Raw genomic sequence first — 18,986 nt, 5'->3', positions numbered from 1 at the left:
CATCGAGGCGAGGGCCTCGGTCGCGGCGCGTTCGATACCGGCCAGGACGGGGTCGAGCTCCTGCGGCTGGACCTGGGCCTGCACTTGGGCCTGGGTTTGGGTTTGGGCCTGGCTCTGGGTTTGGGGCCGGGCTTCGGCCTGGGCCACCATGCGCGCCACCTGCGTCTGCACCAGGATCCCGGTGACATGGTGGGCGACGAAGTCGTGCAGGTCGGCGGCGATGGCCAGGCGCTCCGCGCGCCGGGTCTCGCTGACGGCGACCGTACGCCGGTAGTCCAGCGAGCGCAGATAGCCCCCGAGCCCGGCGAAGACACCGACCAGGACCAGGCCGACCACGATGAAGGTCAGCGCTTCTTCGTCCCATGTCCCCAGATGCCGGCCCGGCAACAGCAGCAACGCCCCCACGTCGAGGGCGCCGCACCCCCAGGCCCGACGCGGCGGGCAGTGCCGTACCGCGACGAACAGCAGGCACAGCAGGATCAGGACCTCGCCCGGGCCGAACAGGTTCGTCGCGCCTACCGCGAGCGCGGCCACCGAGTAGAGGATCGAGGCGAGGGCGGGCACGGCGGTGCGCACCTGCGGCGTCAGCCACTCGGGCCGCCGTCCGGCCGGCCACAGCACGCCGGCCAGTCCCACGAGCAGCATCGCCAGGGTCGGCCAGACGGGGTTCGCGGTCGGCAGGACGCTCGTTCCGTCGGCGCCCGCGATCAGGACGTCGACGACACAGGCGGCGAGCAGGACGCCGACGGCGAATCCCCGGGCGCAGCCGCGGGAGGACACGGACTTCATGCCGATCACGGTAGGTGAGGCCGAGCGGGGCGGGATCGGCCGTCCGGCCGAGGGGCCGCCCACTGACGTCGGCTGACACCGACCTTATGGCCGAGGCGCGAGCCGGGCGCCCCGGGCGAGGCTTGAGCCGCATCCTCACCGCGGTCTCCGGAAGGCACGAACCTCTGAGCACGAACCCCTGAGCACGAACCCCTCGTAAGGCATGATCGAGCCATGACCGTCCCGACCGAACCCGGCGCACCCATCCGCGTCCTCATCGCCGACGACCAGGAGATGGTCCGCACCGGCTTCCGCTTCTTCCTCAACGCCCAGCCCGACATCACCGTGGTCGCCGAGGCCGCCGACGGCGAGGAAGCGGTGGCGCTGGCCCGACAGGAACGGCCGGACGTGTGCCTGCTGGACATCCGGATGCCGAAGCTGGACGGTCTCGAGGCGACCCGACTGCTGGCGGGGCCCGAGGTGGCCGACCCGATGCGGGTGGTCGTGGTGACCACCTTCGACCTCGACGAGTACGTGTACGGGGCGCTGCGCGGCGGCGCGTGCGGGTTCCTGCTCAAGGACTCTGGGCCCACCCTCCTCGCCGAGGCGGTCCGCGCCGCCGCGGCCGGAGACTCGCTGGTCTCTCCGTCGGTCACGGTCCGCCTGCTCAAGCACGTCACCGCCCCGCAGGCCGTCTCCGCCGCCCCGGTGAAGCCGGTGGCCACTCCCACGGAACCCCTCACCGACCGCGAGCTCGACGTCGTCCGCCTGGTCGCCCTCGGCCGTACGAACGCGGAGATCGCCGCCGAGCTGTACGTCTCCCTGTCCACGGTCAAGACACACCTGTCCAGCGTCCAGCTGAAACTGGCCGCCCGGAACCGCGTCGAGATCGCGGCCTGGGCCTGGCAGCACGGGCACGGGCAGCCGGGCGGGTGAGGCGCGGGCCTCCTACGCCGGGGCTCACTCGAACGGGCCGGTGCCGGTGGTGGGCCGTCGGGTGCGGTGGTGCCCTGAGGACATTCGTCCCGTTCTCAGGAGGCACTCCGATGACCCGTCGTCCGACCCGACTCGTCCGCGTCCTCTCCTCGGCCCTGATGGCGGGCACCCTGGTGACCACCGCCGCCTGCTCGTCCGACGGCGACAAGGACGGTGCACGGTCCTCGGGCGTCACGGCCTCACCAGCGGCCCGCAAGCAGCCGACCTCCTCGCCCACCGGATCCCCCACGGGCTCGCCCAGCGCTGTCCTCACCGAGTCCGGTGCGCAGACCGCGCTGATCACCGAGGCGGACATCGAGGACGCCTGGACGCAGGTCAAGGACACGGAGGCCGAGAACTGGCACGACAGCCTGCTCATCGGCACGGTCGACGTCTCGGACTTCCTCACGGCCAAGTCGGACGCCGCCGACTGCCAACGGCTCATGGACTCCCTCTTCGACGACGACCTGCTGGGCACGCCGTCGGGCGCGAACGCGCTGCGCGGCTTCACGCAGGGCGACTCACGTCTGCTGTACCAGGTCGCCGCCTACGACCGGACCGACCCGCAGGGCGGCTTGAACTGGATGGCGAAACTGCCGGACGAGTGCGACCAGTTCACGATGACCGAGAACGGCGAGGAGCGCACCGTCCAGGTCGTCGACACCTCGCTGCCCGACGTGGGCGACGCCCGTGAAGGCCTGCGCGTGACGGTCCAGGGCGAGACCGACGGCAACGAGGCCACACTGACCCTGGACGTCGCCGCCGTCCGTGTCGGCAACGACGCGATCACCGTCACCTCGGGCGGTCTCGACGGGGACGAGCACGACTCCATGGAGCAGGCGGTGCAACTCGGCACCCAGCGCCTCAAGGACGTCCTGGCCGGGAAGACGCCGGCCGCGAGCCCCAGCGAGATCGAGTAGCGGCGGCTCTCCCTCCTCGCAGCGTCCTCCCACCCGCCAACCTCCCTGCTCGCTCTGCCGATTCCCAGGACAGCGTGATCAACGGAGCGGCACAATGGCGGCGATGGCCGGTTTCGGTCGTGCGTGCGAGGAGAGGACGAGTCGTGAGTGATGGCCACACCCCGTCGGGCGGGTCGACGAAGCTGAACACCGGTGTGGCGCACAACGCGCGCGTGTGGAACTACTGGATCGGCGGCAAGGACAACTACGAGGTCGACCAGCAGGTCGGCGAGCAGGTCGCCGGCATGTTCCCGATCATCCGGGACATCGCCCGCGCGGACCGTGACTTCCTCGGCCGGGCCGTGCGGTTCGTCGCCGAGGAGCGGGGCGTGCGGCAGTTCCTGGACATCGGCACCGGGCTGCCGACGGCGGACAACACCCATGAGATCGCCCAGCGCGTCGCGCCCGACTCACGGATCGTGTACGTCGACAACGACCCGATCGTCCTCGTGCACGCCCGCACCCTGCTGACCGGTACCCGCGAGGGGGTCACCGCCTACATCGACGCCGATGTGCACGACCCGGACGCCATCGTCGAACGCGCCGCGCAGACCCTGGACTTCGGCGAGCCGGTGGCCGTGATGATGCTCGGCATCCTCAACTTCGTCCTGGACTACGACAAGGCCCGCGAGATCGTACGGCGCGTCCTGGCCGCCGTCCCCTCCGGCAGCCACCTGGTCCTGACCCACCCGACCTTCGACTCCGAGCTCGGCGGCGAGGGCCAGATCCCGGCGATGAAGTTCTGGAACGAGAACGCCACGCCGCCGATCACGGCCCGCAGCGGCCCGGACATCGCCGCCTTCTTCGAGGGCCTGGAGCTGCTGGAGCCCGGCATGGTGTCCTGCTCTCAGTGGCGGGCCGCCGACTCTCCCGCTCCGGTGCCGCAGTACGGCGCGGTCGCCGTGAAACCCTGACGCCCAGCAGGGACCACACGGACCGGCGCGGACCGGCCGAGCTCGTCGAGGAGACCGGGAGACCGTATGACCACCCTTGCCGATCCCGTCCCGGGAGGGCGCCCCGGTGACGTGGAGCGGGCCGGCGCGCTGAGCGGCGAGCTGTCCGGGCGGGGCGTGCACGGGATCGTCCTGGTCTACGTCGACACGGCGGGCATCGGCCGGGTGAAGACGATCCCGACGGCGAAGCTGGCCTCGGCGGCCGCCTGGGGCGTCGGGATGTCACCGGTGTTCGACACGTTCCTCGCGAACGACTCCGTCGTCACCACCGACGTCCTCGGCTCCCCCGACGGCGACCTGCGCCTCTACCCCGACCTCGACCCACTGGTGGAGCTGTCCGCTCAGCCCGGCTGGGCGTGGGCGCCGGTCGACCGGATCACCCAGGAGGGCGAGCGGCATCCCGCGTGCAGCCGCACCTTCCTGCGGCGGACGGTCCAGGAGGCCGCCGAGCGCCATGGCATCACGTTCCGGGCGAGCGTCGAGATCGAGTGGGCCGTCGCTCGGCCTCCCGGCACCGACGGCGAGTTCGTTCCGGCGGTGACGGGTCCGGCCTACGGCGCCACCCGCCAGGTCGAGTTGAGCGACTGCGCCGCCGATCTGCTGGCGGCGCTCGCCCGGCAGGGCGTGGAGGTCGACCAGCTCCATCCGGAGTACGCTGCCGGGCAGTTCGAGCTGTCGGTGGCCGCGCTCGACCCGGTGGCGGCGGCCGACCGAAGCGTGCTGGTACGGCAGACGATCCGGGCGGTGGCACAACGCCACGGCCTCGCCGTGTCCTTCGCCCCCGCGGTCCTCGGGCAGGGCGTGGGCAACGGCGGCCACGTCCACCTCTCCGCCTGGCGCGACGGCGTCAACCTGCACGCGGGCGGTGACCGCCGCCACGGCATGCGTCCCGAGGCCGAGTCCTTCGCGGCCGGTGTGCTCACCCACCTCCCCGCCCTCACCGCGGTGACCGCCCCGAGTCCGGCGAGCCACCTGCGCCTGAGGCCCTCGCAGTGGGCCGGAGTGTTCACCGCCTGGGGCCGGGAGACACGGGAGGCGGGGCTGCGCGTCGTCACGGGCACGGCGGGCCATCGAGACCAGGCGGCCAACCTGGAGGTCAAGCCGGTGGACCTGGCCGCCAACCCGTACCTCGCCCTCGGCTGCCTGATCGCCGCCGGGCTGGACGGACTGGCGTCGGACGCCCGCCTGCCGGAGGAGACCACCGGCGATCCGGCCCGGCTGAGTGCCCGGGAGGCAGCTGCCAGAGGCGTCCGCAGACTGCCGACCTCCCTCGGCGAGGCCGTCGAGGAGTTCCGTACGAACGAACCGCTGCGCGCCGCGCTGGGCCCGGTCCTCGCCGACGCCGTCATCGCCGTACGGCAGGGAGAACTCGCCGCCGTGGCCGGGCTGGACGACGACCGGGTGGCGGCTGCCTACCGCTGGAAGTACTGACGTGAGTGCCACGGGACCGGTGCACGAGGCGCTGGCGGCGCTGCCGCTGGTGGACCACCACTGCCACGGGGTCGTCACCGCCGACCTGGACCGGGACGGCTTCGAGTCCCTGCTCACCGAGAGCGAGCCCTGGCCCGGCGTCTCGTCCTTCGACACCCCGGTCGGCGTGTCCGTGCGCCGCCACTGCGCACCGCTGCTGGACCTCCCCCGCCACGCACCCGCCGAGGCGTATCTGGCGCGGCGTGCGGAGCTGGGCGGGGACGAGGTGAACCGAAGGTTTCTGGCCGCCGCGGGGACGCGGGCCTTCTGCGTCGACACCGGGTACACCCCGCACCCCATCACCACGCCCCGGGAACTGGCCGAGACGGCCGACGCGACCGCGTACGAAGTCGTACGGCTGGAAGTGATCGCCGAGTCGCTGGCCGCCGGTGGAGTCGAACCGGACGCGTACGCCACCGCGTTCCGCACGGCCGCCGAGGAGGCCGTACGGCGTCCCGGCGTGGTGGCCGTGAAATCGGTGGCCGCCTACCGCACCGGCTTCGATCTGGACCCGGCGCGCCCCTCGGACGCCCTGGTCACCGCGGCGGCCAGGCAGTGGCTGGCGGACGGCGGACGGCTGGTGGACCCGGTCCTGGTCCGGCATCTGCTGTGGACCGCCGTCGACCTCGGCCTCCCTCTCCAGCTGCACACCGGCTTCGGTGACAACGACATCCGTCTGCACCGGGTCGATCCGACGCACCTGACGGACTGGCTGCATCTGACCAGGGGCACGATCCCCGTCCTGCTCCTGCACTGCTGGCCCTACCAGCGCCAGGCCGCCTTCCTGGCGGCGGTCTTCGAGCAGGTGTACCTGGACGTCGGCCTCACCCTGCACCATGTCGGGCCCGCCCGGTCCGGGGCGGTCCTGGCGGAGGCGCTGGAGATCACCCCGTTCCGCAAGCTGCTGTACAGCTCCGACGCGTATGGTCTGGCCGAGTTCTACCCGCTCGGCGCACTGGCGTTCCGCCGCGGCCTGGGCGAGCTGCTCCAGGACCGGGTGGACGCCGACGATCTGAGCCTGCCGGACGCGCTGCGGATCGCGGCGTGGACGGCCGGCGACAACGCCCGCCGCCTCTACGGTCTTCCCCTATCCGACCCCGTCCCCGCCCCCGAACCCCGCCCGCACCGCGACTGAGCGTTCGCAATTCCCGGAAAGTATGATCAAGCAATGTCTGACATGACCGAAACCACGCCCGGCTGGCTGTCGTCCGACGAGCTGGAGCAGGCGCGCGCCCGCATGCCGATCCTGTACGTCGAGGCCGTGCCCGTGCGCGTCGACGACAGCGGCGAGGTCACCAGCATCGGCCTCCTGCTGCGCATCGGACCGGACGGAACGGTCAGCCGGACCCTGGTCTCCGGCCGCGTACTGCACCACGAGCGGGTCCGCGACGCCCTGCTGCGTCACCTGGAGAAGGACCTCGGCCCGGTCGCACTCCCCCGGGTCCCGACGTCCCTCCAGCCGTTCACCGTCGCGGAGTACTTCCCGACGCAGGGGATCACCGCGTACCACGACCCCCGTCAGCACGCGGTCTCCCTCGCCTACGTCGTCCCGGTCACCGGTGACTGCCGCCCCCGCCAGGACGCCCTCGACCTGGTCTGGTTCAGCCCGCAGGAGGCGCTGTCCCCCGCGGTGCAGAGCGAGATGCCGGGCGGGCACGGAGTGCTGCTGAAGCAGGCGCTGGCGCATGTGGGCTGCGTGGTCTGACGCTGCCGGAGGGCTAAAAGACGAAGGCAAGGAGCTTCACCCACTCCTTGCCACTCTCAACGTATAGCGCACCGGGGGGCTTGCGGCAAGGCCCCCGTCATACCGCAGAATCTCCGGCCGAAGCCAGTGCCTGCGGAAATGGGTGATGTGATGATCGATGTGATCGTGGCCGGCGGGGGACCGACCGGCATGATGCTCGCCGCCGAGTTGCGGCTGCACGGCGTGCACGTGGTCGTACTGGAGAGGGACCCGGAGCCGCCCCCGTTCGTGCGCTCGCTGGGCCTGCACGTACGCAGCATCGAGGTGATGGCCCAGCGTGGCCTGCTGGACCGCTTCCTCGCCCAGGGGCAGCGGCACCCGCTCGGCGGGTTCTTCGCCGGTATCCACAAGCCCGCGCCCGACGGGTTGGACACCGCGCATCCGTACGTCCTCGGCATCCCGCAGACCACCACCGACCGACTCCTGGCCGAGCGTGCCGCGGAGCTCGGCACCGAGATCCGGCGTGGCTGCGAGCTGATCGGGCTGAGCCAGGACGAAGACGGGGTGACCGTCGAGCTGGCCAACGGAACGCGGCTGCGCGCGCGTCACCTGGTCGGCTGCGACGGCGGCCGCAGCACCGTACGCAAGCTGATCGGCGTCGGTTTTCCCGGCGAGCCGAGCAGGGTCGACACGCTGCTGGGCGAGATGGAGGTGACCGCGCCACCGGAGACGGTGACGGCCTTGGTGACCGAAGTCCGCAAGACCCAGAAGCGGTTCGGTCTCGGGCCTGTCGGGGAGGGGGTGTTCCGCGTGGTCGTGCCGGCCGAGGGCGTGGCCGACGACCGCTCGGCCCCGCCGACCCTGGAGGAGTTCAAGCGACAGCTGCGGATGTTCGCCGACACCGACTTCGGCGTGCACTCGCCACGGTGGCTGTCCCGCTTCGGCGACGCCACCCGGCTGGCCGAACGCTACCGGGTCGGTCGGGTGCTGCTGGCGGGCGACGCGGCGCACATCCACCCGCCGGTCGGCGGACAGGGGCTCAACCTCGGCATTCAGGACGCGTTCAACCTGGGCTGGAAGCTGGCCGCCGTGGTCGCCGGCTGGGCCCCGGATGGGCTGCTGGACAGCTACCACACCGAGCGTCACCCCGTGGCCGCCGACGTGCTGGACAACACCCGGGCGCAGATGGAGCTGATGTCCCCCGAGCCCGGCCCTCAGGCGGTGCGTCGGCTGCTGTCGGAGCTGATGGACTTCGAGGACGTGAGCCGGTACCTGACCGAGAAGATCATCGCGACCGGCGTCCGCTACGACTTCGGCGAGGGGCACGAACTGCTCGGCCGGCGGCTGCGGGACGTGCGGCTGAAGCAGCGCCGTCTCTACGAGCTGATGCACACGGGACGCGGACTGCTCCTCGACCAGACCGGCAGGCTCTCGGCGGCGGGCTGGTCGGACCGGGTCGACCACGTCGTCGACGTCAGCGAGGAACTGGACGCGCCCGCGGTACTGCTGCGGCCGGACGGCCATGTCGCGTGGGCCGGCGACGACCAGCGGGAGCTGCTCAGTCATCTGCCCACGTGGTTCGGAGCCCCGACGGACGCCGCGACGGACTGAGGGCGCGGCCGCCCGGCAAAAAGGGCCCTCGCAGGCTTTCGCCTGTGAAGACCCTTCGCACCGTCGGGACGACAGGATTTGAACCTGCGACCCCTTGACCCCCAGTCAAGTGCGCTACCAAGCTGCGCCACGTCCCGGTGCCTGTCTGACCTGGGGTTTCCCCCGGCCGAACGTGCATGGAAACAATACCGCACTCGGGTCGGTGGTCGCGCACTCGTTTATGCGTGGCCACCAGCTCGGGAACGGACCGAGGTCGCGCGACCACACCGGGTGGCCCCCCGGTGTTCACTCCCCCGTCGGCAGCCCCAACTCCGGATACGCGTCCAACAGCCTCGTGGGTGCCGCCTGCCGCCAGGAGTCGGCGAGGATGTCGCGCAGTTCGTCCTCGTCCTCCAGGGCGGCGAGCCGGGCTCTGACCCAGGCGAACTGCGCCTCGTGATCGGCGATCCAGAACTTGCCCGGCTCGGCCACGACCAGTTCGTCGCGCTCCTCCTTCGGGCAGCGCACGGCGATGGACGTCTCCTCCTCGGGCAGTGTGGCGAACATCTTGCCCGCGACCCGGAAGGTGGGCATGCTCCAGGCGATCTTCTCCGTCGTGTCCGGCAGAGACAGGGCGATACGGCGTACGTCTTCGGCATCCGGCATGACACGCACGGTAGCCGCCGGCACTGACAATCACCTGGTGAGAGGGATTTCCGCGAACGGAACCCCGGCACGGGACCCTAGAAGCTGAATTCCATGAACGCCCCGAGTCCACGATCGGCCGCTTCCCCGAAGAACTCGACCAATTCCCCGTACGTGGCCTCGAGCCCGTCCAGCCGCCCGTCCGGATCGAACCTCCACATGTTGGGGTACACGTCCTCCTTCGCCATCCGCTCCGGATCGTAGTGGGACGCCAGCCTTGCCCACGGGGTCGCCCGCAGTTCCCGTGCCACGCCGTCGATCTGCTCCGCGGTCCACCCGAACAGGGTGCCGTCGTCCAGGATCTGGAACCCGTCCATCACGAACTCCAGTGACAGCTCGGCCTCGTCGAACAGGAACTGGAGGCCGGCGAAGTCCCGGCCGGGGCCGCCGTAGAGGCGACCGGGTATCGGGTAGTGGTCCCCGGAGTACAGCTCAGAGTAGAACTCGTCGGCCCAACTCGGGTCCTGCTCCGCCCTGTCCAGCTCCTCCGTCGTCGCGCTGACGAACGAGATACTCACGCCCATGGCAGGCAATCTCCCTTGATACGGGTGTCGTGTGGTCGATCAACGACGGCGAGTGTTCCAGGCGGCACTGACACCGCACTCACCTCACCGCCCCGCGCCCCGCGCACCCCCGCACACCCCCGTCCGCCTCGGCGAGTCACACGTGCTTGTAGTAGATCGTCGTGGGCCGCAGAACTCCGTCCGGGGCGGCCGCGTAGTCGGGGATCACTCCGGCCCGGCTCCAGCCGGCCGAGCCGTACAGGCGCTCGGCGAGGCTGTCGGTCTCGGTGTCCAGGTGGAGGAGGGTGACCCCGGCGCCGCTCGCCGCCTCTTCCGCGGTCGTCAGGAGGGTACGGCCGAGGCCCTGCCCCCGCGCGTCCCGGTGCACCATCAGCTTGACCAGCTCGGCCCGGTGGCGGCTGTTGGGCTTGTCGGCGAACGCCAGACTGACCGTGCCGACGGTTCGCCCGTCCTCGGATGCCGCCCACACGGCCAGCCGGCCGGCGGCCACGGCGGCCGCGCGATCCTTCCACCAGGCCATGGCCGCCGTGCGGTCGAGGGGGCCGAGGAATCCGACGGAGGCCCCGTCCGTCACGGTGTCCACCAGCAGGTCGGCCAAGTCCTCGACCAGTTCCAGGAGTTGGGCCCCGTCCAGTCGCGTCACGATCACGGCAGCACCACCGCCAGCACATACCGCACCGCCTCGGGACCGGCGCACCGGAACCGCGTGGCCCCCCACACCCGCATCCGCAGACAGTCCCCGGGGTCGAGATGGTGCTCAGTCTCCTGAACCGTCACGTCGAGGGCTCCTTCCAGCACCCAGATGTGCTGCTCCAGGCCCGGCACGGGCGGCCGGTCGTACGCGATGTCGGCGCCCGCGTCGAGCCGTCCCTCGACGAGTTCGGCGCGCAGCCCGGTGTGCGGCGGGGACACGGATCGGCGTACGAACCCGGAGGTGCGGTCCTCCCACACTGGCTGCTCGGCCGCCCGCACCAGCAGCGCCGGCTCGCCCTCGACCTCGCTGAGCAGCTGGGACATGGTCCGCCCGTACACATGGCACAGGCGGTTCAGCAGCGAGGCCGTGGGGCTGGTCTCGGCGCGCTCGGCGCGGGACAGGGTCGAGCGGCTGACGCCGCTGCGCTCGGCCAACTCGCCCAGGGACCAGCCGCGCTCGGCCCGCAACTCGGCCAGACGCGTGCCGAGTCGGGCGTCGACGGGGTCCAGGGTTTCGACTCCGTCCACATTTCCTTGTTTCCTATCCACCTGTCTCACATCCGGGAAGTTATCCCAGATATGAAACAGCGATGTTACGGGCCGCTCACTCCCCCGCCGCCGCCCCGAGCGCCGCGAGCACCGGCCGGATCAAGGGGTGCTCCTCGGCGCCTCGCCGTACGGCCGCGAACACCCGGCGCGTGGGCGCCACCCCGTCCACGGGACGTACGACAACCCCTGTGAGGTCCATGCCGCGCAGCGCCGAGCGCGGTACGAGTGCCACGCCCGCGTCGGCCGAGGCGAGGGCGACGACCGCGCGGAAGTCGTCCGAGGAGTGTTCGAGGCGGGGCTGGAAACCGGCGTTCTCGCAGGCCAGGACGACCACGTCATGGCAGGGATTGCCGGGGTACGGGCCGATCCAGGGGTCCTTGGCCAGCTCCGCGAGAGGGACCTCGGCGGTGTCGGCCAGCCGGTGGCTCACCGGGACGACCGCGTCGAAGGGCTCGGCGTACAGCGGTAGGTGCGCCAGGCGCGGGTCGTCGGCGGGCGGCGCCCCCCGGTACTCGACGGCCACCGCGATGTCGACCTGCCGGTCCAGCACCATCGGCAGGCTGGCGTCGCCCTCGGCGTCCTGGACACGGATGCGAATACCCGGGGACGTCCCGGCGAGGCGGGACACCGCCGGGGCCACGACCTGGGCGATACCGGTCGCGAACGAGGCGACGGTGACCGTGCCGGCCGCCCCCGAGTCGTACGCGGCGAGCTCCGCTTCCGCCCGCTCCAGCTGGGCGAGGACGGCGTTGGTGTGATTGAGCAGGATCTCGCCGGCCGGGGTCAGCCGTACGCCTTTGGCGCCGCGCTCGACGAGGCGGTGGCCGGTCTCCTGCTCCAGGGCCGTCAGCTGCTGGGAGACCGCCGAGGGGGTCAGATACAGCGCGGCGGCAGCCGCCGTCACCGTGCGGTGGTCGGCCACCGCACGGAGGATGTGGAGCCGCCGCGCTTCGATCATGAGATCGATTATCGCAAGGTCCGGAGCGGGCCGGACGTCAGCCTTCCAGTTCCGCCCGGGCCGCGACGAAGGCGTCCACCGCGCGGTTGACGTCGTCCGTCGAGTGCGCGGCGGACAGCTGGACGCGGATGCGGGCCTGGCCCTGCGGCACCACGGGGTAGGAGAAGCCGATCACGTACACACCACGTTCCAGCAGCAGCTCCGCCATCCGGCCGGCGACAGCCGCGTCGCCGATCATCACGGGCGCGATGGCGTGCTCGCCGGGGAGGATGGCGAAGCCCTCCTCGTTCATCCGGCGACGGAACAGCGCCGTGTTCTCGGCCAGCCGGACGCGCAGGTCGTCCGCCGACTCCAGCAGGTCGAGGACCTTCAGTGAGGCCGCCGCGATCACCGGGGCCAAGGTGTTGGAGAACAGGTACGGGCGGGAGCGCTGGCGCAGCAGGGCGACGATCTCGGCGCGGGCCGCCACATAGCCGCCGGACGCGCCACCTAGCGCCTTGCCGAGGGTGCCGGTGATGATGTCGACGCGGTCCATGACGCCGTGCAGCTCGGGCGTGCCGCGGCCGCCGGGGCCGACGAAGCCGACGGCGTGCGAGTCGTCGACCATGACCATGGCGTCGTAGCGGTCGGCGAGGTCGCAGATCTCGGCCAGCGGCGCCACGTAGCCGTCCATGGAGAAGACGCCGTCAGTGACGATCAGGCGGCGGCGGGCGTCGGCGGCGTCCTTCAACTGCCGTTCCAGATCGGCCAGGTCGCGGTTGGCGTAGCGGAACCGGCGGGCCTTGGACAGCCGGATGCCGTCGATGATCGACGCGTGGTTCAGGGCGTCGGAGATGACCGCGTCCTCCGGGCCGAGCAGCGTCTCGAAGACGCCGCCGTTGGCGTCGAAGCAGGAGGAGTACAGGATCGTGTCCTCCTGGCCGAGGAACGCGGAGAGCCGTGCCTCCAGTTCCTTGTGGACCTCCTGCGTGCCGCAGATGAAGCGGACCGAGGCCATGCCGTAGCCCCAGCGGTCCAGCGCCTGGTGGGCGGCGGCGATCACCTCGGGGTGGTCGGCGAGGCCTAGGTAGTTGTTGGCGCAGAAGTTGAGGACCTCGCCGGGACGGCCGCCCGCGCTGACGTTGACGGTCGCGGACTGCGGGGTGTCGATGACCCGCTCGGGCTTGTGCAGACCGGCGGCGCGGATCTCGTCGAGGGTGGCGCGCAGGTCGTCGCGCACGGAGTCGAACATCGGAAAGCTCCTAGAAAGGCAGATGACTTACGCGGGGGGGGCAGGGGACGTGCGCGGTGACTCAGACGGTCCAGTCGAGGATGACCTTGCCGCCACGCCCACTCGCCGCGTCGGCGAACGCCGCCTCGAAGTCGCGGTGGCCGTACCGGCCGGTGATCACGGGGGCGAGATCGAGGCCGCCCTCCAGCAGTACGGACATCGCATACCAGGTCTCGAACATCTCCCGGCCGTAGATGCCCTTGATGGTGATCATCGAAGTGACGATCCGGGCCCAGTCGACCGGGAACTCCTGCGCCGGCAGGCCGAGCATGGCGATACGGCCGCCGTGCGTCATGTTGGCGATCATGTCGCGCATCGCCTCGGGACGGCCGGACATCTCCAGGCCGATGTCGAAGCCCTCGCGCAGGCCGAGTGTGCGCTGCCCGTCGCCGATGGTCGACTCGGAGACGTTCAGCGCCAGGCTCACGCCGATCTTGCGGGCAAGCTCCAGCCGTTCCTCGCTCACATCGGTGATCACGACGTTGCGGGCGCCCGCGTGCCGGGCCACGGCGGCCGCCATCAGGCCGATCGGACCGGCGCCGGTGATCAGGACGTCCTCGCCGACCAGCGGGAACGACAGCGCGGTGTGCACGGCGTTGCCGAACGGGTCGAAGATCGCGGCCACGTCGAGGTCGACGGGCACGCGGTGCACCCACACATTGGCGGCCGGCAGCGCGACGTACTCGGCGAAGGCGCCGTCCCGTCCGACCCCGAGGCCGACCGTGGCCCGGCACAGATGGCGGCGTCCGGCCAGGCAGTTGCGGCACTTGCCGCACACCAGATGGCCCTCGCCGCTGACCCGGTCGCCGACGGCGATGTCACCGACGTCGCGTCCGACCTCGACGACCTCGCCCACGAACTCGTGCCCGAGCACGAGCGGGGTGCGGATCGCCTGCTGTGCCCAGCCGTCCCAGGCATGGATGTGCAGATCGGTGCCGCAGATGCCGGTGCGCAGCACCTTGATCAGTACGTCACCGGGTCCGACGGCCGGGTCCGGCACGTCCGCGAGCCGGAGCCCGGGCTCCGCCTTCTCCTTGACCAGCGCCTTCACGGTACGGCTCCTGTGCGTGAGTCCCGACCGCGGGCATGCCGAAGGCGCCCGCGGCCGGGGAGGGGGGTGGAATCGCACCTGAATCTGCCGTACGGCGGCGCCCAGGTCCATCGAGGATTTCTTAAGCGGCGCCACAGCTTTCCTTCACGCCCTCGCTAAAGGGGCAGCCCGTCCGCCGCCCGTCGCTCCAGCCGCATCACCAGTTCCGCGGCGGACGCCTTGATGGTCTCCAGGCCGGCCCTCCCCCACGCCCGCGGCTCCGCGTCGACGACGCACACCGTGCCCAGCGCCATCCCCGTGGAGTCGATGAGCGGGGCACCCAGGTAGGAGCGGATGCCGAACTCGTCGACGATCGGGTTCCCGGCGAACCGCGGATAGTCACGGACGTCCTCCAGCACCAGCGCCTTGTGTCGGACGACCACATGGGGGCAGAACCCATGGTCGCGCTCCATATGGCGGCCCAGCACCGGCTTGGTGTCGTCGCTCCGAGCGAGACTCACGGTCGGCCGCGCATGCAGACCGGCGAAGAACTGCCGGTTCTCGCCGATGAAGTTGACCATGGCGTACGGCGCCCCGGTGAGTTCGGCGAGATGGTCCGCGAAGACGTCCAGGGCAGGATCGGGATGTTCCCCCAGACCCAGTTGGAACAGCCGCCGTGCGCGGGCGGGGGCCTCCTTGTCCTCGGGAGTGAGCAGCAGGCGAGCGACCGGGTGGGGTGGGCCGTGGCTCATGGGCGGATTCCGTCGCTGTGGGCGTGGGTCATATGCGGCTCCGTGCTTTGTGTGCGGATGTCACATGTGGGCGCCGTGACTCGGTGCGGGTGCCGGCGCGTGGGCGATGAGGTGCCGGACCAGGGTCAGCAGGGTCTGGACACCGGAGCTGGAGATCCGGGCGTCGCAGCGGACGACCGGGATCTGCGGGTCGAGGTCGATCGCGGCTCGTACCTCCTCCGGGTCGTAGCGGTGGGAGCCGTCGAACTCGTTGATGGCGACGATGAAGCCGAGGCCTCGTTGCTCGAAGAAGTCGACGGCGGCGAAGCAGTCCTCCAGGCGCCGGGTGTCGGCGAGGATGACCGCGCCGAGCGCGCCCTCCGAGAGTTCGTCCCACATGAACCAGAACCGTTCCTGTCCGGGCGTGCCGAACAGGTACAGGACGTGTTCCGGGTCGAGGGTGATGCGGCCGAAGTCCATGGCCACCGTCGTCTCGACCTTGTTCTCGACACCTTCGAGGCTGTCGGTCGCGGCGCTGACCGTGGTGAGCAGTTCCTCCGTGCTGAGCGGCGCGATCTCGCTCACCGCGCCGACGAAGGTCGTCTTGCCTACCCCGAACCCACCTGCCACCAAGATCTTCAGTGCGGTGGGGAAGGGGTCAGAGCTGTCGTCGTAGTCCATCGAGCACTGCCTCCAGAAGGGCCCGGTCAGTCGGGTTGTGGTGGAACTCGGGGGGCTTGGTGGTGAGCGCCCCGCAGTCGACGAGGTCCGACAGCAGCACCTTGGTGACCGCGGCCGGCAGCTTCAGGTGGGCGGCGACCTCGGCGACCGAGACGGGGGCGCGGCACAGGTCGAGTGCCTGCTCGTGCTCGGGGCCGAGGTAGCCGAGGGGGGTCGCCCCGGTGGCCATGACCTGCGACATCAGATCGAGCGCGATGGTGGGCCGGGTACGGCCGTTGCTGACCGTGAACGGGCGCACCAGCCGTCCGGCCGCGTCGTCGAGCCAGGGCCCGTCGCCGGCCGCCGTCACGTTCAAGGCCTCATCGCCGAGGGTTCGACGGAGTGCTGCCGGGGCGCGGTGACCAGGTACGGGCGGACGCTCTTGACCAGCATCGCCATCTCGTAGCCCAGCACCGCGGCGTCGGCCTCGCGGCCGGCCAGCACCGCGAGACATGTGCCGGAACCGGCGGTCGTGACGAAGAGCAGGGTCGAGTCGAGTTCGACGACGACCTGGCGCACGTCTCCGCCGTCGCCGAACCGGACCCCCGCGCTGCGGCCCAGGGAGTACAGGCCGGAGGCCAGGGCGGCCATGTGGTCCGCGCTGTCGGGGTCGAGGCCGTGAACCGACTTCACAAGCCCGTCGCAGGAGAGGAGCACCGCACTGGTGGTGTGCGGGACACGCTGCACGAGGCCGCTCATCAGCCAGTCGAGATCGGAGACATGAGCGGTCGGCGCTTCGCTCGCCATGATGGATCGACTCCTTGAGGTACGAAGGTCAGCGGGAGCGCTGGGGGTGGGGGTGCGGGTGGGCGTGGGGGCGGACTTCCAGGCGGACGTCGAGCTGGTCACGGTCGTGGTCATCCGGCTGGTGTGCTCCCGTCGTGCCAGGGGGTGCGGTCGGGACCGGGTGTGGGGCCGGGGTGGGTGTCGGTGATGTGGGACGGGTCCATGGACGCCGGGCGCAGAGGTGTGGGCTGTGACTGCTGTGCGGGCTGCACCCGCCCCGCGTCGAGGCCCGTCGCCTCCAGGTGGATCGACGCCGGGCGCATGAACTCCAGGCGGGTCGGGTCCGGGTGGCCGGGCTGGGGTGGCGAGGGGGTGTAGGCGGATGTGGTGCCTTGGGTACCGACGGTGGGTGCCGAGTCCATGTGGGCTGAGTCCATATGGACTGCATCCATGTGGCTCGCGCTCAGGTGGTCGGGCGCCGTGTGGTCGAACGCTGTGTGTCCCGACACCATGTGGCCTGACACTGTGTGGGAGGTCCCCACGTGGCCTGCACCCAGGTTCCTCGCGTCCATGTGCCCGCCGCCCATGCGCTCGGCATCCGTACGTCCGGCTTCCACACGTCCGCTCTCGACATGCCCGACCTCCACATGTCCGGCATCCATGTGGGCCGACTCCATGTGTGCCGACTCCCCTTGCGCTGACTCCATGTGCTGCTGCGTCTCGGCGAGCCCGATCCCCCGCTGGAACGCGGCCATCAGCCCCGGGTCGTGCCCAGCGGGCTCGTCGGTCTCCGGACGCGGCACGGGCGCGCTCCGCAGCTGGGGCACGATGTGTTCCTGAGCCCGGCGTCGGGGCAGTTGGGGCTTGCCCATGGTGCCGCGGACGGTTCCGGTGCGCGGGGTCGGCGGCTCGACGGTGTTCTCAGCGACGACCCGACGTTCGTCGGGCCTGATGCCGGGCACGGCCTCCGCCGGGTTGGCCCGCTCCTCACGAGCGCCGCGCACGGGCAGAGGTGCGGGCCCGTTGGCGTGCGCTCCGGACGGCGAACCCCAGCCACCGGACTGCGGCTGCGACTGCGGCTGTTGCCGACGTGGCACCCCCGCCGACGTCTCGGCCACACCCCGCTGCCCGCTTTCGGGCGCGGCCGAAGCCGCGGGTGCGGCAGGGGCGGCGGATGCGGACGACGTGGGCCGCCGATGCTGCTGCGGACGCGTCTGCGACGTGGAGCGCGACGGTACGGGCCCGCCGACACCCGGGCTCGCGCCCGCACCGGCACCGGCACGACCAGCGGCCACCCCTGCCGGGTCCTGCGCCCGCGGCGCACCGCCACGCCGACCCTCCGGCTCCGCCCCCAACAACCCCTGCGGCACCACGAGTACGGCTTGGACACCGCCGTAGATGTTGGTCTGGAGCCGCACATGGATGCCGTGTCGCTTGGCGAGCTGGGAGACGACGAACAGTCCGATGCGTCCGTCCGCCAGCAGGCTGGCCACGTTGACCTGATCGGGGTCGGCGAGCAGGGCGTTCATACGGTTCTGTTCGCCGACGGGCATGCCCAGCCCGCGGTCCTCGACCTCGACGGCGAGCCCCGAGGTCACGAGGTTGGCCCGGAGCAGCACCTGGGTGTGCGGTGCGGAGAACACCGTGGCGTTCTCGACCAGTTCGGCCAGCAGGTGGATGACGTCGGCGACGGCGTGTCCGCGCAGGGTTCCGTCGATGGGAGGCACGAGCTTGACCCGCGAGTACTGCTCGACCTCCGCGATGGCCGAGCGCAGCACCTCGGTCATGGAGACCGGGTTGCTCCACTGGCGGCGGGAGACGGCCCCGCCGAGCACGGCGAGGTTCTCGGCGTGGCGGCGGATACGGGTGGCGAGGTGGTCGACGTGGAAGAGGCCCTTGAGCAGGTCCGGGTCCTCGATCTCGTTCTCCAGCTCGTCGAGGATGGAGATCTCGCGGTGGACGAGCGACTGGAGGCGGCGGGCGAGGTTGACGAAGACCTCGAGTTTCTGTTCGCTGCCCGCCTGGCTGGAGAGCTGTGCGGCCTGGACCACCGCGCTGACGGCGCCGTCGTGGGCGCGGGCCAGGTCGGATGCGAGCAGTTCGAAGTCGTCGGCGCCCTCGGGCGGACCGCCGCGCGGCTTGCGCTTCGGCGGGACGTCGCCACGGCGCAGCGCCTCGACAAGGGTGCGCAGATCGGCCTCGCCGCGTGCGCTGTTGCGGCGCAGTGCGCCGATGCGTTCGCTCACGGATCTGGCGGTGCGGTTGGCGGCGACCGCTGCGATCAGGATGCCCGCCACGGTCACCGAGACCGCGCCGGCCAGCACACCCCACAGGGTGAGGCTCGGCCGTGCCCCGGTGGAGCGCACGACGAACAGCACGGCCGCGCAGGCGCTGAGGGTCACCGCGACGGGTGGCAGCACCGCCAGGCGCAGCAGTTGGGGCCGTATGTGGGTCTCGGGCAGCGCGGTTGCGGTGCGGGCGGCCGGGCGCCCGTGCCGCCCGCCCTCACGGCGGTCTGCGCGTGCGGCCGGGGCGCGGAGTTGAGACATCAGGGTCCTCGTACTGGTCCGTCGGTCGGGGCCTTGGGAGTGCGCGCGGTCTGCGCGGCCCGGGGCATGCGCCATCGCGATGTCGGTCGACGGAGCCGACGAATTCGGCTCCGTGTCGCCCAACGGACACTG

The 18,986-nt window shown here is 71.3% G+C and carries 20 protein-coding genes and 1 tRNA gene; 7 read left to right on the top strand and 14 right to left on the bottom strand.

The window, feature by feature from the left end:
* The coding region (locus ACZ4UU_RS18990) for a histidine kinase dimerization/phosphoacceptor domain-containing protein (protein WP_468041106.1) at positions 1–789 on the bottom strand (789 nt) is incomplete at its 3' end.
* Positions 790–1,002: 213 nt separating this feature from the next.
* On the opposite strand from ACZ4UU_RS18990, the gene ACZ4UU_RS18985 reads away from it, so the two are divergent.
* From ACZ4UU_RS18985 to rox, 7 genes are all read left to right on the top strand, one after another.
* Positions 1,003–1,704: a response regulator gene (locus ACZ4UU_RS18985; protein ID WP_468041104.1), complete on the top strand. Its 702-nt coding sequence runs from the start codon at positions 1,003–1,005 to the stop codon at positions 1,702–1,704.
* A 110-nt stretch (positions 1,705–1,814) separates the two neighbouring features.
* Positions 1,815–2,663, top strand: a complete 849-nt coding sequence (locus tag ACZ4UU_RS18980; protein ID WP_468041103.1) for a hypothetical protein — start codon at positions 1,815–1,817, stop codon at positions 2,661–2,663.
* Between the two features lie 143 nt (positions 2,664–2,806).
* On the top strand, positions 2,807–3,616 hold the full coding sequence (locus ACZ4UU_RS18975) for an SAM-dependent methyltransferase (protein WP_468041102.1): 810 nt from the start codon (positions 2,807–2,809) through the stop codon (positions 3,614–3,616).
* A 66-nt stretch (positions 3,617–3,682) separates the two neighbouring features.
* On the top strand, positions 3,683–5,086 hold the full coding sequence (locus ACZ4UU_RS18970; RefSeq protein ID WP_468041100.1) for a type I glutamate--ammonia ligase: 1,404 nt from the start codon (positions 3,683–3,685) through the stop codon (positions 5,084–5,086).
* 1 nt (position 5,087) lies between these two features.
* Entirely contained in the window at positions 5,088–6,260 is a 1,173-nt protein-coding gene (locus ACZ4UU_RS18965) for an amidohydrolase family protein (RefSeq protein ID WP_468041098.1), read from the top strand.
* A gap of 42 nt (positions 6,261–6,302) precedes the next feature.
* Positions 6,303–6,830 (top strand): NUDIX hydrolase family protein, encoded by a 528-nt coding sequence (locus ACZ4UU_RS18960; protein WP_468041149.1) that lies wholly within the window; start codon positions 6,303–6,305, stop codon positions 6,828–6,830.
* A gap of 150 nt (positions 6,831–6,980) precedes the next feature.
* Positions 6,981–8,420 carry a rifampin monooxygenase gene (gene rox, locus ACZ4UU_RS18955; protein ID WP_468041097.1) on the top strand — a complete coding sequence of 480 codons (1,440 nt, stop codon included), beginning with the start codon at positions 6,981–6,983 and terminating at the stop codon, positions 8,418–8,420.
* Positions 8,421–8,483: 63 nt separating this feature from the next.
* On the opposite strand, the gene ACZ4UU_RS18950 is transcribed toward rox, so the two are convergent.
* The 13 genes from ACZ4UU_RS18950 to ACZ4UU_RS18890 all read right to left on the bottom strand — a co-directional run bounded on the left by ACZ4UU_RS18950 (position 8,484) and on the right by ACZ4UU_RS18890 (position 18,854).
* Positions 8,484–8,557 (bottom strand) — tRNA-Pro (locus ACZ4UU_RS18950).
* Between the two features lie 148 nt (positions 8,558–8,705).
* Positions 8,706–9,065 (bottom strand): MmcQ/YjbR family DNA-binding protein, encoded by a 360-nt coding sequence (locus ACZ4UU_RS18945; RefSeq protein WP_468041096.1) that lies wholly within the window; start codon positions 9,063–9,065, stop codon positions 8,706–8,708.
* A 77-nt stretch (positions 9,066–9,142) separates the two neighbouring features.
* A complete protein-coding gene (locus tag ACZ4UU_RS18940; RefSeq protein WP_468041094.1) occupies positions 9,143–9,628 on the bottom strand; it encodes a DUF1877 family protein in 486 nt (161 codons plus the stop codon).
* Positions 9,629–9,764: 136 nt separating this feature from the next.
* Positions 9,765–10,277 (bottom strand): GNAT family N-acetyltransferase, encoded by a 513-nt coding sequence (locus ACZ4UU_RS18935; protein ID WP_468041093.1) that lies wholly within the window; start codon positions 10,275–10,277, stop codon positions 9,765–9,767.
* The gene (locus tag ACZ4UU_RS18930) at positions 10,274–10,849 is read right to left on the bottom strand and encodes a helix-turn-helix domain-containing protein (protein ID WP_468041091.1); all 576 of its coding nucleotides are present in this window, start codon (positions 10,847–10,849) and stop codon (positions 10,274–10,276) included. Before ACZ4UU_RS18930 ends, ACZ4UU_RS18935 begins: the two co-directional genes overlap by 4 nt.
* A gap of 76 nt (positions 10,850–10,925) precedes the next feature.
* On the bottom strand, positions 10,926–11,828 hold the full coding sequence (locus tag ACZ4UU_RS18925) for a LysR family transcriptional regulator (protein WP_468041090.1): 903 nt from the start codon (positions 11,826–11,828) through the stop codon (positions 10,926–10,928).
* A 37-nt stretch (positions 11,829–11,865) separates the two neighbouring features.
* Positions 11,866–13,059, bottom strand: coding sequence for a glycine C-acetyltransferase (locus tag ACZ4UU_RS18920; RefSeq protein WP_468041089.1), 1,194 nt, complete (start codon positions 13,057–13,059; stop codon positions 11,866–11,868).
* A 61-nt stretch (positions 13,060–13,120) separates the two neighbouring features.
* Complete coding sequence (tdh, locus tag ACZ4UU_RS18915; RefSeq protein ID WP_468041087.1) at positions 13,121–14,149, bottom strand: L-threonine 3-dehydrogenase; 1,029 nt, start codon at positions 14,147–14,149, stop codon at positions 13,121–13,123.
* A 155-nt stretch (positions 14,150–14,304) separates the two neighbouring features.
* A complete protein-coding gene (locus tag ACZ4UU_RS18910; RefSeq protein ID WP_468041086.1) occupies positions 14,305–14,880 on the bottom strand; it encodes a GAF domain-containing protein in 576 nt (191 codons plus the stop codon).
* A gap of 60 nt (positions 14,881–14,940) precedes the next feature.
* A complete protein-coding gene (locus ACZ4UU_RS18905; RefSeq protein WP_468041084.1) occupies positions 14,941–15,540 on the bottom strand; it encodes a GTP-binding protein in 600 nt (199 codons plus the stop codon).
* Complete coding sequence (locus tag ACZ4UU_RS18900) at positions 15,518–15,889, bottom strand: DUF742 domain-containing protein (protein ID WP_234761968.1); 372 nt, start codon at positions 15,887–15,889, stop codon at positions 15,518–15,520. Before ACZ4UU_RS18900 ends, ACZ4UU_RS18905 begins: the two co-directional genes overlap by 23 nt.
* A gap of 2 nt (positions 15,890–15,891) precedes the next feature.
* Positions 15,892–16,326 (bottom strand): roadblock/LC7 domain-containing protein, encoded by a 435-nt coding sequence (locus ACZ4UU_RS18895; protein WP_003996239.1) that lies wholly within the window; start codon positions 16,324–16,326, stop codon positions 15,892–15,894.
* A 110-nt stretch (positions 16,327–16,436) separates the two neighbouring features.
* Positions 16,437–18,854: a sensor histidine kinase gene (locus tag ACZ4UU_RS18890; RefSeq protein WP_468041082.1), complete on the bottom strand. Its 2,418-nt coding sequence runs from the start codon at positions 18,852–18,854 to the stop codon at positions 16,437–16,439.
* Positions 18,855–18,986 lie beyond the last annotated feature (132 nt).

Source organism: Streptomyces sp. NPDC028907, assembly GCF_055564995.1.
This window is presented reverse-complemented; position numbering and strand designations above follow the sequence as displayed.

Excerpts from the sequence above, each read along its gene's own strand:
- ACZ4UU_RS18985 (WP_468041104.1), top strand. The coding sequence starts at position 1,003 with ATGACCGTCCCGACCGAACCCGGCGCACCCATCCGCGTCCTCATCGCC.
- ACZ4UU_RS18980 (WP_468041103.1), top strand. The coding sequence starts at position 1,815 with ATGACCCGTCGTCCGACCCGACTCGTCCGCGTCCTCTCCTCGGCCCTG.
- ACZ4UU_RS18970 (WP_468041100.1), top strand. The coding sequence starts at position 3,683 with ATGACCACCCTTGCCGATCCCGTCCCGGGAGGGCGCCCCGGTGACGTG.
- ACZ4UU_RS18960 (WP_468041149.1), top strand. The coding sequence starts at position 6,303 with ATGACCGAAACCACGCCCGGCTGGCTGTCGTCCGACGAGCTGGAGCAG.
- rox (WP_468041097.1), top strand. The coding sequence starts at position 6,981 with ATGATCGATGTGATCGTGGCCGGCGGGGGACCGACCGGCATGATGCTC.
- ACZ4UU_RS18945 (WP_468041096.1), bottom strand. The coding sequence starts at position 9,065 with ATGCCGGATGCCGAAGACGTACGCCGTATCGCCCTGTCTCTGCCGGAC.
- ACZ4UU_RS18940 (WP_468041094.1), bottom strand. The coding sequence starts at position 9,628 with ATGGGCGTGAGTATCTCGTTCGTCAGCGCGACGACGGAGGAGCTGGAC.
- ACZ4UU_RS18925 (WP_468041090.1), bottom strand. The coding sequence starts at position 11,828 with ATGATCGAAGCGCGGCGGCTCCACATCCTCCGTGCGGTGGCCGACCAC.
- ACZ4UU_RS18920 (WP_468041089.1), bottom strand. The coding sequence starts at position 13,059 with ATGTTCGACTCCGTGCGCGACGACCTGCGCGCCACCCTCGACGAGATC.
- ACZ4UU_RS18910 (WP_468041086.1), bottom strand. The coding sequence starts at position 14,880 with ATGAGCCACGGCCCACCCCACCCGGTCGCTCGCCTGCTGCTCACTCCC.
- ACZ4UU_RS18905 (WP_468041084.1), bottom strand. The coding sequence starts at position 15,540 with ATGGACTACGACGACAGCTCTGACCCCTTCCCCACCGCACTGAAGATC.
- ACZ4UU_RS18895 (WP_003996239.1), bottom strand. The coding sequence starts at position 16,326 with ATGGCGAGCGAAGCGCCGACCGCTCATGTCTCCGATCTCGACTGGCTG.
- ACZ4UU_RS18890 (WP_468041082.1), bottom strand. The coding sequence starts at position 18,854 with ATGTCTCAACTCCGCGCCCCGGCCGCACGCGCAGACCGCCGTGAGGGC.